15 protein-coding genes are annotated in these 13,952 nt (G+C 73.0%); 9 read left to right on the forward strand and 6 right to left on the reverse strand.

What is annotated here, in order from left to right; translation table 11 throughout:
* Positions 1–68: 68 nt before the first annotated feature.
* On the forward strand, positions 69–410 hold the full coding sequence (locus tag ID574_RS51050) for a VOC family protein (protein ID WP_188196331.1): 342 nt from the start codon (positions 69–71) through the stop codon (positions 408–410).
* Between the two features lie 264 nt (positions 411–674).
* Here the strand turns inward: ID574_RS51050 and ID574_RS51055 are convergent, their stop codons facing one another.
* Complete coding sequence (locus ID574_RS51055) at positions 675–1,556, reverse strand: SCO6745 family protein (RefSeq protein WP_188196332.1); 882 nt, start codon at positions 1,554–1,556, stop codon at positions 675–677.
* Between the two features lie 96 nt (positions 1,557–1,652).
* Here ID574_RS51055 and ID574_RS62105 point away from each other — a divergent pair, with 96 nt between their 5' ends.
* Positions 1,653–2,237, forward strand: a complete 585-nt coding sequence (locus ID574_RS62105; RefSeq protein ID WP_262496163.1) for a CGNR zinc finger domain-containing protein — start codon at positions 1,653–1,655, stop codon at positions 2,235–2,237.
* Positions 2,238–2,564: 327 nt separating this feature from the next.
* Here ID574_RS62105 and ID574_RS51065 read toward each other — a convergent pair whose 3' ends face one another.
* Positions 2,565–2,975, reverse strand: coding sequence for a cupin domain-containing protein (locus ID574_RS51065; RefSeq protein ID WP_188196333.1), 411 nt, complete (start codon positions 2,973–2,975; stop codon positions 2,565–2,567).
* Between the two features lie 51 nt (positions 2,976–3,026).
* Complete coding sequence (locus tag ID574_RS51070; protein WP_188196334.1) at positions 3,027–3,350, reverse strand: dihydrofolate reductase family protein; 324 nt, start codon at positions 3,348–3,350, stop codon at positions 3,027–3,029.
* A gap of 117 nt (positions 3,351–3,467) precedes the next feature.
* On the opposite strand from ID574_RS51070, the gene ID574_RS51075 reads away from it, so the two are divergent.
* From ID574_RS51075 to ID574_RS51100, 6 genes are all read left to right on the forward strand, one after another.
* Positions 3,468–3,938 (forward strand): pyridoxamine 5'-phosphate oxidase family protein, encoded by a 471-nt coding sequence (locus ID574_RS51075; RefSeq protein WP_188196335.1) that lies wholly within the window; start codon positions 3,468–3,470, stop codon positions 3,936–3,938.
* 197 nt (positions 3,939–4,135) lie between these two features.
* Complete coding sequence (locus ID574_RS51080; protein ID WP_188196336.1) at positions 4,136–5,458, forward strand: lanthionine synthetase LanC family protein; 1,323 nt, start codon at positions 4,136–4,138, stop codon at positions 5,456–5,458.
* Positions 5,459–5,563: 105 nt separating this feature from the next.
* The gene (locus ID574_RS51085) at positions 5,564–7,831 is read left to right on the forward strand and encodes a HelD family protein (protein ID WP_188196337.1); all 2,268 of its coding nucleotides are present in this window, start codon (positions 5,564–5,566) and stop codon (positions 7,829–7,831) included.
* A gap of 139 nt (positions 7,832–7,970) precedes the next feature.
* Positions 7,971–9,401, forward strand: a complete 1,431-nt coding sequence (gene purB / locus ID574_RS51090) for an adenylosuccinate lyase (protein ID WP_188196338.1) — start codon at positions 7,971–7,973, stop codon at positions 9,399–9,401.
* Positions 9,402–9,548: 147 nt separating this feature from the next.
* Positions 9,549–9,926 (forward strand): GNAT family N-acetyltransferase, encoded by a 378-nt coding sequence (locus ID574_RS51095; RefSeq protein ID WP_223167935.1) that lies wholly within the window; start codon positions 9,549–9,551, stop codon positions 9,924–9,926.
* A gap of 128 nt (positions 9,927–10,054) precedes the next feature.
* On the forward strand, positions 10,055–11,035 hold the full coding sequence (locus ID574_RS51100) for a DUF4037 domain-containing protein (protein ID WP_223167936.1): 981 nt from the start codon (positions 10,055–10,057) through the stop codon (positions 11,033–11,035).
* Positions 11,036–11,039: 4 nt separating this feature from the next.
* On the opposite strand, the gene ID574_RS51105 is transcribed toward ID574_RS51100, so the two are convergent.
* Genes ID574_RS51105 through ID574_RS51115 form a run of 3 tightly spaced genes read right to left on the reverse strand, consistent with a single transcriptional unit; the run spans position 11,040 to position 12,947 of the window.
* Positions 11,040–11,834, reverse strand: coding sequence for an SRPBCC family protein (locus ID574_RS51105; RefSeq protein WP_188196339.1), 795 nt, complete (start codon positions 11,832–11,834; stop codon positions 11,040–11,042).
* The gene (locus tag ID574_RS51110) at positions 11,831–12,139 is read right to left on the reverse strand and encodes an ArsR/SmtB family transcription factor (RefSeq protein WP_188196340.1); all 309 of its coding nucleotides are present in this window, start codon (positions 12,137–12,139) and stop codon (positions 11,831–11,833) included. Before ID574_RS51110 ends, ID574_RS51105 begins: the two co-directional genes overlap by 4 nt.
* A gap of 43 nt (positions 12,140–12,182) precedes the next feature.
* Positions 12,183–12,947 carry a MerR family transcriptional regulator gene (locus ID574_RS51115; protein WP_188196341.1) on the reverse strand — a complete coding sequence of 255 codons (765 nt, stop codon included), beginning with the start codon at positions 12,945–12,947 and terminating at the stop codon, positions 12,183–12,185.
* A gap of 82 nt (positions 12,948–13,029) precedes the next feature.
* Here ID574_RS51115 and ID574_RS62110 point away from each other — a divergent pair, with 82 nt between their 5' ends.
* Positions 13,030–13,818 carry a MerR family transcriptional regulator gene (locus ID574_RS62110; protein ID WP_262496164.1) on the forward strand — a complete coding sequence of 263 codons (789 nt, stop codon included), beginning with the start codon at positions 13,030–13,032 and terminating at the stop codon, positions 13,816–13,818.
* The last annotated feature ends 134 nt before the right edge of the window (positions 13,819–13,952 follow it).

A 13,952-nucleotide genomic window follows, 5' to 3' on the forward strand; every position in this document is an offset into this window, starting at 1 on the left:
AATTTTTGCCCGCTTCCGTTAGGCTGTTGATGCTTAACGATACCGGCAATTATTGCGGAGGTAGGCACATGCCTGTCGAGCTGGGCTACTACACCCTGTCCGTCCCGGACCTGGACCGGGCGGCGGCCTTCTACGGGGCGCTGTTCGGCTGGGAGTTCAAGCGCGAGCACGAGACGTACCTGCACGTCACGAACACGGCCCTCCCCATGGGCTTCGTGACCGGCGAGCCCTCCGCACATCCGAACCTGTACTACCAGGTGAGTGACATCGACGCGGTCGCCGAGCAGGCGCGCAAGCTGGGCGGCAGTGTCGGTGAGGTGGTCGACAGCGCGTCGGGTCGCAGCTGCTCCTGCACCGACGACCAGGGCGCCCAGATCGGCCTGTGGCAGCCCGCCCCCGGCTCCGCCTAGAAGGCGGGCGCCGGCTGCGAGGCGCGCCACGCGGCCGCGACCTGGGGAGCGGGTCGCCGATCTCGGCCCGCTGCGGAGCGGCCACGGGAGCCGCGTCCGGCGTCGCAGGTGCTTGAGGGGAGACGCCGGGCTCGTTCCGGCTGGAGCCTGGCCGCCGTGTCGGTCCGGCCTTGCGGGTGCTTGAAGGCGCGTTGGAGGGGCGCTGGGCTCCTTCCGGCTCGACCCGGCCACCGGGGACTCGGTCCAGCCGGAGGAGGCGGGGGTCTAGTCGGGGGCCTTGACCGTGGCGATGCCCAGGGTGCTGGTCATCGGCAGCAGCCCGGCCTCGAAGACCGCGCCGAGGATCGGCGCGCCGAGCTCCGCGAGCCGGGCGGCGCGCTCCTCGCCGAGCCGCCGCCACGGCTCCGCGGCCAGTTCGTCGGTCATCCGCTCCACCTGGTCGCGCAGCGCCCGCCCGCGCTCGGTGGCCATGCCGTCGGCGCCGACCAGCCCGCGCGCGGCCAGCCGGTCCCGGGCCGCCGCCCACTCCGCCTCGCTCCAGCCGCGTCCCGCGAAGGTCTCCACCGGTGCCGCCCCGATCGCCGCGAACGACACCAGCGCCTCGCATCCGTCCAGGTCCGCGGCCTGCAGCGCCGCCAGGTGGCCGTCGCCGCGGTGCTCGCGCAGCACCGTGGCGGCCTGCCACAGCACCAGATGTGGCTCGTCCGGCCAGGGCAGGTCCAGATTGGCCGCGGCGAACGGCCGGCCCGCCACGCTCACGCTCTCGGCCGCCCTCCGGGCCAGCTCCGCCGCCTCCTTCACCTCGGGCCCGGCAAGCCGGTCGTCGCCGAGCAGGTGCCGGTACGTCCGCTCCACCGCCGTCAGCCGCGCCGGGAGGACCTGCTCGGGCGAGGCCACCTCCCACACCGCCGGAACGTGCTCGGCCATGGTCCGTGGGCTGAAGCTGTAGTACAGCGCCGTGGCCAGCCGCGCGCCCGCCTTGCCGAGCGGGGCCGTCCGGTAGGCGAAGTAGCTCGGCCAGCGCGACTCCACGTCGTAGCCGAGCGCCGCGGCCTCCTCGAAACCCTGCGGCGAGAAGTACAGCACCGCGTGCACCGGCTCGAGCTGGTGCCACATGCGGCGAGCCAGCCTGGACATCTCACTCATGGCAATGCCTCACTGTCTAGATATGATTTGCCGGTGACGATAGACGCCTGGCGCATCACTGGTCAATCCCAAATAGACAGTTATGTTGGGAGATGGGTGGAGCTCGCCGTCCTTCTGGTGAACGCGCTCACTGTCACCCACGTCCGCGGCCGCCGTGCGGAACCGTCCGCCGACCGCAAGACCGCCCTGGAGGCGGCCTTCGCCGAGCACGGCTGGACCCCGCGCGGCGCCCCGGCAGGCGGTGGGACGCCGAACGTGCCCGTCGTCAGCCCTGTCGTCAGCCCTGTCGTCAGCCCTGTCGTCAGCGCCGCCGACGCCGACCGGCTGGCAGGCGTCGCCGCCGAGCTGCGCCCCGTCTTCACCGGCGCCGCGGACGCGATCGGCACCCTGAACCGGGCCCTGGTGCGCCACGGAGCCGTGCCCAACCTGCACGGCGACCCCCCGATCCTGGCCTTCCACGCCCCCGGGGCCGATCTGGTGGACGCCTGGGCCGCCGACGCCGCCACGGCGCTGGCCATGGTCATCGGCGTCGGCCAGGGCGTGCGGCTGCGGACCTGCGAGGCGGGCGGCTGCGAGCTGGTCTTCTTCGACGTCACGCGCAACGCCTCCCGCCGGTTCTGCGGCCTGTCCTGCCAGAACCGCGCCAAGGCCAGCGCCTACCGCGCCCGCCGCCGCCCCTGACCCGGCCCGCCGGCACGCCGGGGCTCGGAGGCGTTCTCCCGTACCGGGCAGGGCGCGCGGCTCCCGGCGCAGCATCGTGCGCCGCCGCCGCGGGGGTGTGACCTCTCATGTGCCGGGTGCGGCGTCGCATGCGACCCTCATCCGCTCCTGCGCCATGTGTAACGTCCATCAGGCCTGTGACATGGGACCATCCCGACTCGCGCCCGGGCCCATCCCGCTTGTGCGGTGGCTGTTCCGGTGCCGACATGCGGGCGGCGTGACCGGAGGGTTGTCGCTCCGGCCACGCCGCATCTGAGAGGACTTGCCCACCGGCAAGCGCGGCTACCGCTAGTAGCCCATGGTCTCCTCGCCCGAGGGCCGGCTCTCCGCGGTCTGGCCGCCGGCGGGCTGCTTGGCGTACTCGGCGGCTCCGCCCGCGAAGTCGTAGACGACGCACTGCTCGTCGCCCACCACCCAGGCGTCGTGCCCGGGCGGGCAGACGAAGACCTCTCCCGGGCCGACCTCGGCCTCGGTGCCGTCGTTCATCCGGATGCGCAGCCGCCCCGTCACCACGAACCCGTTGTGGTGGAACTCGCAGGAGTCGGTGCCGGCGAGCGGCTTGACGGACTCCGACCAGCGCCAGCCCGGGTCGAACGTGGCCACGCCGAAGCTCAGCCCGGTCAGGTTGCACACTTCCAGGTGGCCCCTGGGGAAGTCCCGGCGCTCGTCCGGCTTGTCGATGCTCTTGACCTCGATCATGACGTCCCCCTTCTCGTCAGACCTGCCGTCACCTCCAGTTTTTCACCGGCACTATGCCGTCACAAGGCGCTGCTCGACGCGGTAGGACTGGACGACGCCCGCGCCGAACACCTTGGTCGCCACATGCGTCAGCGGGACGTCGCCGCCGACCGGCCCGAACAGCGGCAGCCCGGTGCCCAGCAGCACCGGCACCGTGGTGATGGTGATCTGGTCGATCATCCCGGCCCGCAGGACGGCGCGGATGACCTGCCCGCCGTCGACGTACACGCTCTCGGTGCCGCGCTCGGCCAGCCCGCGGACGAGGTGGTCGAGGTCGCGGTAGACGGTGACGCGCGGGTCGGCGCCGGCCTCGAGCGTGGTGCTGAGCACGGCCACGTACCTGCCCTCGTGCGGCCACGGGTCGTACGAGCGCGGGACGGTTTTGTGAACCGCCCTTCACAAACCGGTGGCGCGGCCGTGATTTTGTCGGGGGCGTCGTCCATGATGGCGACCATGGCTTCTTGGCAGGAGTTCGAGCGGCAGGCGCCGGAGCTGGCGGCCACGGTCCGGCGGCTGATGGACGCCTACCGGCACAAGGTCCTGGCGACGTTGCGCAAGGACGGCTCGCCGCGGGTCAGCGGCGTCGAGACCAGCTTCCGGGACGGCGAGTTGTGGACGGGGTCGATGCCGCGCGCGGTCAAGGCGCTCGACCTGCGGCGCGACCCGCGGATGGCCATCCACGTCACCTCGCGAGATCCGCAGGGCGAGGATCCGTCGACGTGGGAGGGGGACGTGAAGCTGGCCGGCCGGGCGGTGGAGATCACCGACGCGGACGTGCTGGCGTCGTTCCAGCTGCCCGACACGGAGTCGCATCTGTTCAGGATCGAGCTGACGGAGGTGGTGTGGACGCGGGTCGAGGGCGACGAGATCGTCATGGACGCCTGGCACGAGGGTGTGGGCGTCCGCCAGACCCGCCGCAAGTGAACAAGTTGATCTACTAAGTAAAGGCGCCCGGGCCGGGGCCGTGCCGTGCGCCCGGTGACACATACGGAGGCGTCACCGGGCGGCGACGCCGCGTCCCTCCGCCGGCGGGCGCTTCGCCGCGTGCTCGACGGGGTCAGGCGCGTGGGGGAGAATGTGAGCCCTGCAGTCGGCGTCCGCGAGAGAAGTCCCGGTGTGCCATGAGCGTGGATCCGTCCCGTTCGGCGGGTGAGCGTGCGGACGGCCTGCTGCGGGTCGCGGCCGGTGCGGCGCGCTGGATCAGGGCCGCGGCCGCCGGCGACGGGGGCTGGCTGGCCAACCCCGACGCGGGCGGCAGGTCGGCGCTGGCCCCCGGGCCGGCCTCCCTGTACGCGGGCGCCCCCGGCATCGTGCTGTTCTTCCTGGAGCTGGCGGCGGCCACGGGCGAGGAGGAATACCTGCGTGACGCCCGGGCGGGCTGCCGCTACCTGGTCTCGGCCTGGCGGGAGGTGGCGGACGTGACGTTCCACCACGGGCTGAGCGGCATCGCGGCGGCGTTGTGCGAGGCCGGGTGGGTGCTGGGGGACGGCGTGGCGGAGGAGGCGGCCGCGGCGGCGATGGACCGGGTGGCGCGCTCGGCGCGGCGGCTGGAGGGCGGGGCGGGCTGGTCGGGTGATCCGGCGCTGCGCGGCGACGGGGGAGTGGTGCTGGCGCTGCTGCGGGCGTCGGCGATGCTGGGCGTGCCGGCGTACGCGGAGCTGGCGGCCGAGGCGGGGGCGCGGGCGGCGCGGCTGGCGGTGCCGGGGCATCGGTTCGGCGACTGTCCGGGGTTGCCGGCCGACGCGGTGACGCCGGGGTTCCTGGCGGGCACGGCGGGGACGGCGTACGTGCTGGCGCGCCTGTACGGGGTGACGGGGCAGGAGCGGTTCCTGGCGGCGGCGCGCCGTGGGGCGGCGTTCGTGCGCGCGGTCAGCGTGGTGAGCGGCGGGTCGGCGCTGGTGCCGCATCACCTGCCGCAGGGGCGGGGGCTGCACTATCTGGGGTTCTGCTCGGGCTCGGCCGGGGTGGCGCGGATGTTCTACGAGCTGTACCGGGTGGCGGGCGATCCCGGCGACCTGGAGTGGGCCGAGCGGCTGGCGGCAGGGGTGATGGCCAGCGGGGTGCCGCGGCGGCGGGTGCCGGGGCTGTGGGACACCGCCTGCCAGTGCTGCGGGCTGGCGGGGCTGGTGGAGCTGTTCGCGGGGTTGTGGGCGGTCACGGCGCGGCGGGCGTACCTGGATTTCGCGCTGGTGCTGGGCGTGGAGCTGGCGGGCCGGGCCAGCGGCGACGGAGGCGGGGGCCTGCGCTGGTACCAGGCCTACCGGCGGCTGCGCCCGGGCGAGGTGAGCGCCGACACGGGCTACATGGCGGGGGCGGCGGGGATCGGCGCGGCGCTGCTGCATCTGGAGGCCGCGTTACGGGCGGAGCGGGCGCGGCGGGTGGTGCTGCTGCCGGACAATCCGTTCCCGGAGATCCCGGTGCCGGCGGGCATGCTGCGCGAGTAGGAACGCTCCAGGTGTTTGCGCGCGGGCGCAGGCGCGGAGTAAGCTCGAACACTCCACACAATTGAAACGAGCTCCACAAACCTCCGGTTAGGAGTATACCACTCGATGGCTAATCGTCAAGATGGTCTCGCGGAAGCCCTTGACAACGAGCAGCGTCATGTGACCTGGCTGTACGGCCTGCTCGACCTCGCCAGGGAGCGGGCGCAGGCGGCGTTGCGCGAGGTGTACGGCCGGGGCGGCGGTACCCGGCAGGCGATGGTCGAGCGCGAGGCGCTGGCCTCGGAGCAGGCGCGGCGGCTGACGCAGCTCGACGCGGTCGAGCGGGGCCTGTGTTTCGGCCGCGTCGACGACGCCTCGGGCGGCAGCGTCTACATCGGCAGGATCGGCCTGCGGGACGAGCGGCACGAGGCGGTGCTCATCGACTGGCGGGCGCCGGCGGCGCGGCCGTTCTACGTGGCCACGGCCACCGATCCGCGCGGGCTGGTGCGCCGCAGGCACCTGCATCTGCGTGACCGGATGGTGGTGGGCATCGACGACGAGGTGTTCGACCTCGACGGGATGAGCGAGGGCGACCGGCGCACGCTGGTGGGGGAGGCGGCGCTGCTGGCGGCGTTGCGCCGGGGCCGGACGGGCCGGATGGGCGACGTGGTGGCCACCATCCAGACCGAGCAGGACCGGGTGATCCGCGCCGGGCTGCAGGGGGCGCTGGTGGTGCAGGGCGGCCCGGGCACCGGCAAGACGGTGGCGGCGCTGCACCGGGCGGCGTACCTGCTGTACACCCACCGCGACACGCTGGAGCGGCGCGGCGTGCTCGTGGTGGGCCCGAACGCGATGTTCCTGCGCTACATCGGCCAGGTGCTGCCGTCGCTGGGGGAGACGCAGGTGGTGATGACGACGGTCGGGGAGATGTTCCCGGGGGTGCGGGCGAACGCGGCCGACGCGCCGGACGCTGCCGTGGCCAAGGGCGACCTGCGGATGGCCGAGGTGGTGGCCCGCGCGCTGGAGCTGCGTCAGCGGGCGCCGGAGGGCGATCTGGTGGTGGAGCTGGACGGGCTGCGCCTGCGGGTGCCGCACGCGGTGTGCGTGGCGCTGCGCGACCGGGCGCGGGCGGTGCGGCTGCCGCACAACATGGCGCGCAAGCTGTACGTCACCGAGATGCTCAAGGAGCTGGCCCGGGCCGAGGCGCGGGCACTGGAGGAGTCGCTGCACATCGAGGAGCTGGCCGAGGTCGATCCCGAGCTGGCCGAGCCCCTCGACCTGGAGGGCGACCTGGACGAGCTGGACCTGGAGCTGGCCTCGCAGCGGCTGTGGGACGAGCCGCCGGTGCGGCGGGCGATCGACGACCTGTGGCCGGAGCTGACGCCGCAGCGGCTGGTCGGCGAGCTGTTGTCGGAGCCGGAGACGCTGTGGTCGGTGGCGCCGCCGGGCCTGGACTGGCGGGCGCTGGTGCGGGCGGCGGACGCGCCGTGGACGATGGGGGACGTGCCGCTGCTGGACGAGGCGGCCGAGCTGCTGGGCGAGGACGACTCGGCGCGGCGGGCGGCGGCCCGGCGGGCGCGGGAGGAGGAGGCCGGGCGGCTGCTGTACGCGGGCGAGGTGCTGCAGTCGACCGGTGTGGCCGAGGAGGGCATCTTCGCGCGGGCCGACGTGCTGGCCGGGCGGCACGCCGACGACGGGGCGGAGCTGACCACGGCCGACCGGGCGGCGGCCGACCGGAGCTGGGCGTACGGTCACGTGATCGTGGACGAGGCGCAGGAGCTGTCGGCGATGGCGTGGCGGACGGTGATGCGGCGGGTGCCGGCCAAGTCGCTGACGGTGGTGGGCGACATCGCGCAGACCGGGTCGGCGGCGGGGGCGCGTTCGTGGGGCGAGGTGCTGGACCCGTACCTGGAGGGCCGCTGGCGGGTGGAGCACCTGATGGTCAACTACCGCACGCCGGTGGAGATCATGGAGGTGGCGGCGGACGTGCTGCGGGCCTTCGATCCGGGGCAGGAGCCGCCGGAGTCGGTGCGGTCGGGCGAGTCGCGGCCGCGGGCGGTGCGGGTGCCGGTGGCGGGGCTGCCGGCGCTGGTGGAGGAGGAGCTGGCCGAGATCGGCGAGGGCCGGGTGGGCGTGGTCACCTCGGACGCGCGGCACGCGGAGGCGGCGCGGCTGTTCCCGGGCGGGGACCTGGACGCGGCGGTGGCGGTGCTGACGGTGGGGCAGTCCAAGGGGCTGGAGTTCGACGCGGTCGTGGTGGTGGATCCGGCGGGGATCCTGGCGCAGTCGCCGATGGGCGGGCGGGACCTGTACGTGGCGGTGACGCGGGCGACGCGGCGGCTGACGGTGGCCTACGAGGGCGAGCTGCCGGAGGTGCTGTCGCGGCTGGCCTAGAAATCTACAATGTAAAGGTGCTCGGTCTATGGACTGATCACCATGACCGGCCGAAAACCGTCGACGAAGGTCAGGAGCCTGCCGGGCGCGTACGGCCTGGTGCCGTGCGGGCCCGGGCGGGTGCATAAACTTGTCCGACGTGACGTCGAAGCCGCGTATCCCGAATGTCCTGGCCGCCCGCTATGCCTCGCCGGAGCTGGCCCGTCTGTGGTCGCCCGAGTACAAGATCGTCGCTGAGCGGCGGTTGTGGCTGGCGGTGTTGCGGGCGCAGGCCGAGCTGGGGGTCGCCGTGCCGCCGGAGGCGGTCGCCGACTACGAGAAGGTGGTCGAGCAGGTCGATCTGGAGTCGATCGCGGCGCGGGAGCGCGTCACGCGGCACGACGTCAAGGCGCGCATCGAGGAGTTCAACGCGCTGGCCGGGCACGAGCAGGTGCACAAGGGCATGACCTCGCGCGATCTGACGGAGAACGTCGAGCAGTTGCAGATCCGCGACAGCCTGCTGCTGGTGCGCGACCGGGTGGTGGCGTTGCTGGCGCGGCTGGCGAGCCTGGCGGAGGAGCATGAGGCGACGGTGGTGGCCGGCCGTTCGCACAACGTGGCGGCGCAGGCGACGACGCTGGGCAAGCGGTTCGCGACGGCGGCCGACGAGCTGCTGGTGGCCTTCCGGCGGCTGGAGGAGCTGATCGGCCGTTATCCGCTGCGCGGCATCAAGGGTCCGGTGGGCACGGCTCAGGACATGCTGGATCTGCTGGGCGGCGACCGGGGCAGGCTGGCCGAGCTGGAGGGGCGGGTGGCCGGGCATCTGGGGTTCGCGCGCCGGTTCACCAGCGTGGGGCAGGTCTATCCGCGGTCGCTGGACTTCGAGGTGGTCACGGCGCTGGTGCAGCTGGCGGCGGCGCCGTCGTCGCTGGCCAAGACGATCCGGCTGATGGCCGGGCACGAGCTGGTGACCGAGGGCTTCCAGCCGGGGCAGGTGGGGTCGTCGGCGATGCCGCACAAGATGAACACCCGCTCCTGTGAGCGGGTCAACGGCCTGGCCGTGGTGTTGCGGGGGTATGCGTCGATGGCCGGGGAGCTGGCGGGCGATCAGTGGAACGAGGGCGACGTGTCGTGCTCGGTGGTGCGGCGGGTGGCGTTGCCGGATGCGTTCTTCGCCTTCGACGGGCTGGTGGAGACGATGCTGACGGTGCTGGACGAGTTCGGCGCCTATCCGGCGGTGATCTCCGCGGAGCTGGGGCGCTATCTGCCGTTCCTGGCCACGACGAAGATGCTGATGGCGGCGGTGCGCGCGGGGATGGGCCGCGAGCAGGCGCATGAGCTGATCAAGGAGCATGCGGTGGCGGCGGCGCTGGCGATGCGGTCGGAGGGTGCCGGGAACGCGTTGCTGGATCTGCTGGCCGGTGATGAGCGGTTCCCGCTGGACCGGGCGGCGCTGGAGGGGTTGCTGGCCGATCGGGTGTCGTTCACGGGGGCGGCGGCCGATCAGGTGGAGGCGGTCTCGCAGCAGGTGGGTGAGGTCGTGGCGGCGCATCCGGAGGCGGCGGCGTACCGGCCGGGCGCGATCTTGTGATGCGTGAGCTGCGCACGGCCGGGGAGGTGCGGGCCGCGTGCGGGGACGACGATCTGGTGATGTGGGCGGCGCAGGGCCTGCGCGGCGGGGCGCGCGCGTGGGCGTCGGGGGATGCGGTGGTGGCCGGGTGCGCGCGGGTGTCGCGGCGTGACCGGCTGGCGGTGCGGCGCCGAGGCGGAGGTGGCGGCGTTGCTGGCGGCGGAGGCGCCGGATTCGTACGCGGTGCCGGGGCTGGAGGGCGTGTGCCGGTGGGCGGGCGTGCGCGTGGAGGGCCGGTTGGCGGCGGTGGCGGCGGAGGCGTGGTCGGCGCCGACGGTGGGGCTGCTGGCGGGGGTGGCCACGCGGGCGCGGTTCCGGGGGCGGGGGCTGGCCGAGCGGGTGTGCCGGTGGGTGTCGCGGGAGCTGGTGGCGGCGCGCGGGCGGGCGGCGTTGATGGTCGACGACGACAACGCCGCGGCGATCAGGGTGTATGAGCGGATCGGGTTCCGGCGCCGGCGGGTGCTGGCCTCGCGGGTGACGGCCTGATCGTCCTCCCGGGGCGGGGGTGCGGCGAAATTGGGGTGAGGTTCGGGCGGCGCTGGTGCAGAGTTGACGGCGTGATGTCCGATTTTGTGCCTGGTATTGAGTTGTCGCGGGCGTTTTACCACGAGGTCGTGGCCCCGTTGATGCCGCGGGTTGCGCACAGTGCGGCGTTGGTCGGGCCGGGGTCGGAGGTGCTGGAGTTCGACACGGCGCGTTCGGCCGATCATGACTGGGGGCCGCGGGTGCTGGTGTTCGTGGCGGCCGAGCAGGTGGCCGAGGTGGAGGCGAAGGTGACGGCGGGGCTGCCGGAGCGGTTCCGGGGGCTGCCGACGGTGTTCGGCTACCACGGCGAGGTGCGGCCCGGGGTGAGGGTGGCGGATCTGGGTGGCTGGCTGGTGGAGCAGCTGGGGTTCGATCCGCGGGCGGGGGTGTCGCTGCTGGATTGGCTGTCGGTGCCGTGGCAGCGCCTGGCGGAGGTGACGGGCGGGGAGGTGTTCCATGACGGCGCGGGCGGGCTGGAGGCGGCCAGGGCGGCGCTGAGGTGGTATCCGCAGGACGTGTGGCGGTACGTGCTGGCGTGTCAGTGGCGGCGGATCGGGGAGGACGAGCCGTTTCCCGGCCGGTGCGGCGAGGTGGGCGATGAGCTGGGCTCGGCTGTGGTGGGGGCGCGGCTGGCGCGCGAGGTGATGCGGCTGGCGTTGCTGCTGCGGCGGCGTTATCCGCCGTACGCGAAGTGGCTGGGCAGTGCGCTGGCGCGGTTGCCGGGTTCGGCGGAGCTGGGGGAGTGCCTGGAGGCTGCGGTGGCGGCGCGGTCGTGGCGGGCGCGGGAGGAGGGGTTGTCGGGGGCGTACGAGCGGGTGGCGGCGCTGCAGAACCGGGTGGCGCTGGCCGGGCGGCTGGATGAGGGGGTGCGGGGGTTCCACGACCGGCCGTTCCGGGTGATCGGCGGGGATCGGTTCGCCGTGGCGTTGATGGAGTCGGTGGCCGATCCGGTGATCAGGGGGTTGCCGGTGGCGGGGTGTGTGGATCAGCTGTCGGATTCGACGGATGTGCTGATGTCCCCCGGGCGGGCGCGGGCGGTGACGGCTGCCGCGCTGGGCCTCACCACTTAATGATCTACTTTGTAAGGGACAGCAGTTCGGACGCCAAATCCTCCACTCGCACACGCCAGGCGACGACGGCGGAAGAGCCGCCGGTGTGGGTGAGGATGAGGCGGGCGCCCTGGCCGGTGCCGTCGGCCAGTTCCCAGCGGACCGTGCCGCCCGGGGTGTCGTATTCGAGGAGCTTGCCGGTTTCGGCGCGGGTGACGGGGCCGGCGTGGATCCCGGTGGCGGTGAAGGGGGCGGGCGGCGGGTCGCCGGGGGTGGCCTGGTCGCCGTGCAGGTGGTGCCAGACGGTGTCGGCGGGGCGGGTGAGCTGGCGTTCGAGGCGGAGGGTGTCGCCGTCGACGGTGACGGGGTCGAGGCCGAGGATGTGGATGTAGTCGTCGTGGAGGCGGGCCGCGGCGCTGGGGTCATAGGGGAAGGTGCGGCCGTCGAGGTGGGCGAACAGGGCGAGGATGCAGTGGTGCCAGCCGGTGGTGAAGCTGGCGGCGCCGTGGCGGTCGCTGAAGGTGTGGCTGAAGGTGAGCAGGGTGCCGGTGGGGCCGTCGGGCTCGAGTTCCCAGCGGAGGTGTTCGTCGCCCCAGGTGTGGGCGAAGACGTGGGGTGGGTCGTTGTGGGTGATGCGGCCGTCGGGGCCGAAGCCGTAGGAGATGCGGTCGCCGTCGATGGTGACTTCGGCGGGGAACCAGGCGGCGAGGTGTTCGGGCTGGGTGATGGCGCGCCAGACCTTTTCGGGTGGGTGGGGGAGGCGGCGTTGCATGCGGATGGTGGTGCGGCCGTCGGGGTGGAGGGTGAGGTTTTCGTTCATGGGGTGTCGTCCATGGTGTCGAGGTGGTCGGCGAGTTTGTCGAGGCTGGTGGTCCAGAGTTTGCGGTAGGGGGTGAGCCAGGCGTCGATTTCGGCGAGGGGGGCGGGCTGGAGTTCGTACCAGCGGCGTTGGGCGTCTTTGCGGACGGTGACGAGTCCGGCTTGGCGGAGGGCGCGCAGGTGTTTGCTGGTGCCGGGCTGGGTGAGGCCGAGGTGTCGGGTGAGTTCGGCGACGTGGCGGGGGCGTTGGAGGAGGAGGTCGAGGATGTGCCGGCGGGCGGGTTCGGCGAGCACGTCGAAGGGCATGCCCGTGAATATACCGGGCTGGTTATATGCCTGCAAGGGCATGTTAGTGGGGGGTGTGGCGGCGGGCGTTGGCGTGGATGGCCTGGCGCAGGTAGGGGGCCAGGCCGGGGGCGAGGGCGTCGAAGGTCGCGGTGAAGCGGGGGTCGTCGACGTAGAGGTCGCCGAGGCACCGGTGGATGTGGGGGGTGCAGTCGTAGAACCAGCGGGTGATGTGGCCGCGGTGGCGTTCGGCGAGGTCCATGGCGTGCTCGCCGTCGGCGGGCAGGCCGGCCTTGTAGGCGGCGACGAGGTCGTCGTTGAGTGCGGCGGCTTCGGCTTTGAGCTGGAGCCAGTCGGCTTTGGTGTAGGAGGCGACGCGGCGGCGGCTTTCGGCGTACTGGCTGGTGTGGCCCCAGCGGCGGTCGACTTCGGCGTCGTGGTCTTCGGGGCGGAAGTCGCCGAAGATCTCGAAGCGTTCTTCGGGGGTGAGGGCGATGCCGAGGGTGTGGGCGTCGATGAGGCGTTCGACGGCGTTGATGACCTTGCCGAGGTCCTGGGCGCGGCGGGTGAGCAGTTCGTGCTGGCGGCGCAGGTGGGTGAGCTCGTCGGTGTGGGGTTCGTCGAGGATGACGGCGATCTCCTCGAGGGGGAAGCCGAGCTCGCGGTAGAGGAGGATCTGCTGGAGGCGGACGAGGTCGGCGTCGGTGTAGCGGCGGTAGCCGGCGTGGGTGCGTTCGCCGGGGGTGAGCAGGCCGATCTCGTCGTAGTGGTGCAGGGTGCGTACGGTGATGCCGGCGAGCCTGGCGACCTGTCCTACGGAGAAGCTCATGGGGTCCACGATGCAGGCTGACGTGGGGTGAGGGTCAAGCGGGCTGGACTCTCCCATGGGGGGAGGGGCCATGCTGGGGGGCGTGGAGGAAGATCTGCTGCCGATCGGGCAGTTCGCCCGGCTGAGCCGGTTGAGCGTCAAGCAGTTGCGGCACTACGACGAGCTGGGGTTGCTGCGGCCGGCGTACGTGGATCCGGAGAGCGGCTATCGGTATTACCGGGCGGCGCAGGCGCGGGAGGCGTTGTCGATCGGGTTGCTGCGGTCGCTGGACGTGCCGTTGCCGGTGGTGGGGCGGGTGCTGACGGGTTCGCCGGATGCGCTGAAGGCGGTGCGGGACGGGCTGGAGGCGGAGCTGGCGCGGCGGCGTCGGACGCTGGCGGCGCTGGAGCGGGTGATGGCGGAGGGGTTGCCGTCGGCTCCGGTGCGGCTGGTGTGCGAGCCGGCGCGGCGGGTGGCCGTGGTGCGGGAGCGGGCGTCGGGGCCGGAGGATGTGGGCCGGGCGACGTCGGCGGCCGTGGCGCGGCTGCTGGGCTGCGGCGTGGCGGCGCCGGTGCGGTTGATCGGGTTGTTCCCGGTGGTTCTGGGCGAGGGGGTCGAGGTGACCGTCGCGCTCGTGCTGGAGGAGCCGGGCTGGGAGGTGGGCGGCGGAGCGGAGGTCGAGGTGCTGCCCGGCGGCCGGTTCGCTTGTGCGACGCACGTGGGCCCGTACGACCAGGTCTCGTTGACGGCGCATGCGGTGCTGGCCTGGTGTGCCGAGCGGCGTCATCCGGTGCGGGGTCCGATTCGCGAGGTGTATGTGTCGGATCCGGCGGTCACGCCGCCGGATCAGCTGGTCACTCATCTGATGATCTGTGTGGAGGAGGAGTCGTGATCCCTGTTCTGGCGTCGTACGGCCCGGTGACGTGCCTGGGGGTGACGGGCATGGGGGGCCGGGGGGTGAGGAGCACGTGGCGGCGATCGGCGCTTTGTACGCCGTCGCGTCGGTGATGGGCGGCCCGGGCTGGA

The sequence above is a fragment of the Nonomuraea sp. SYSU D8015 genome, assembly GCF_008065375.1.
GTDB lineage: Bacteria > Actinomycetota > Actinomycetes > Streptosporangiales > Streptosporangiaceae > Nonomuraea.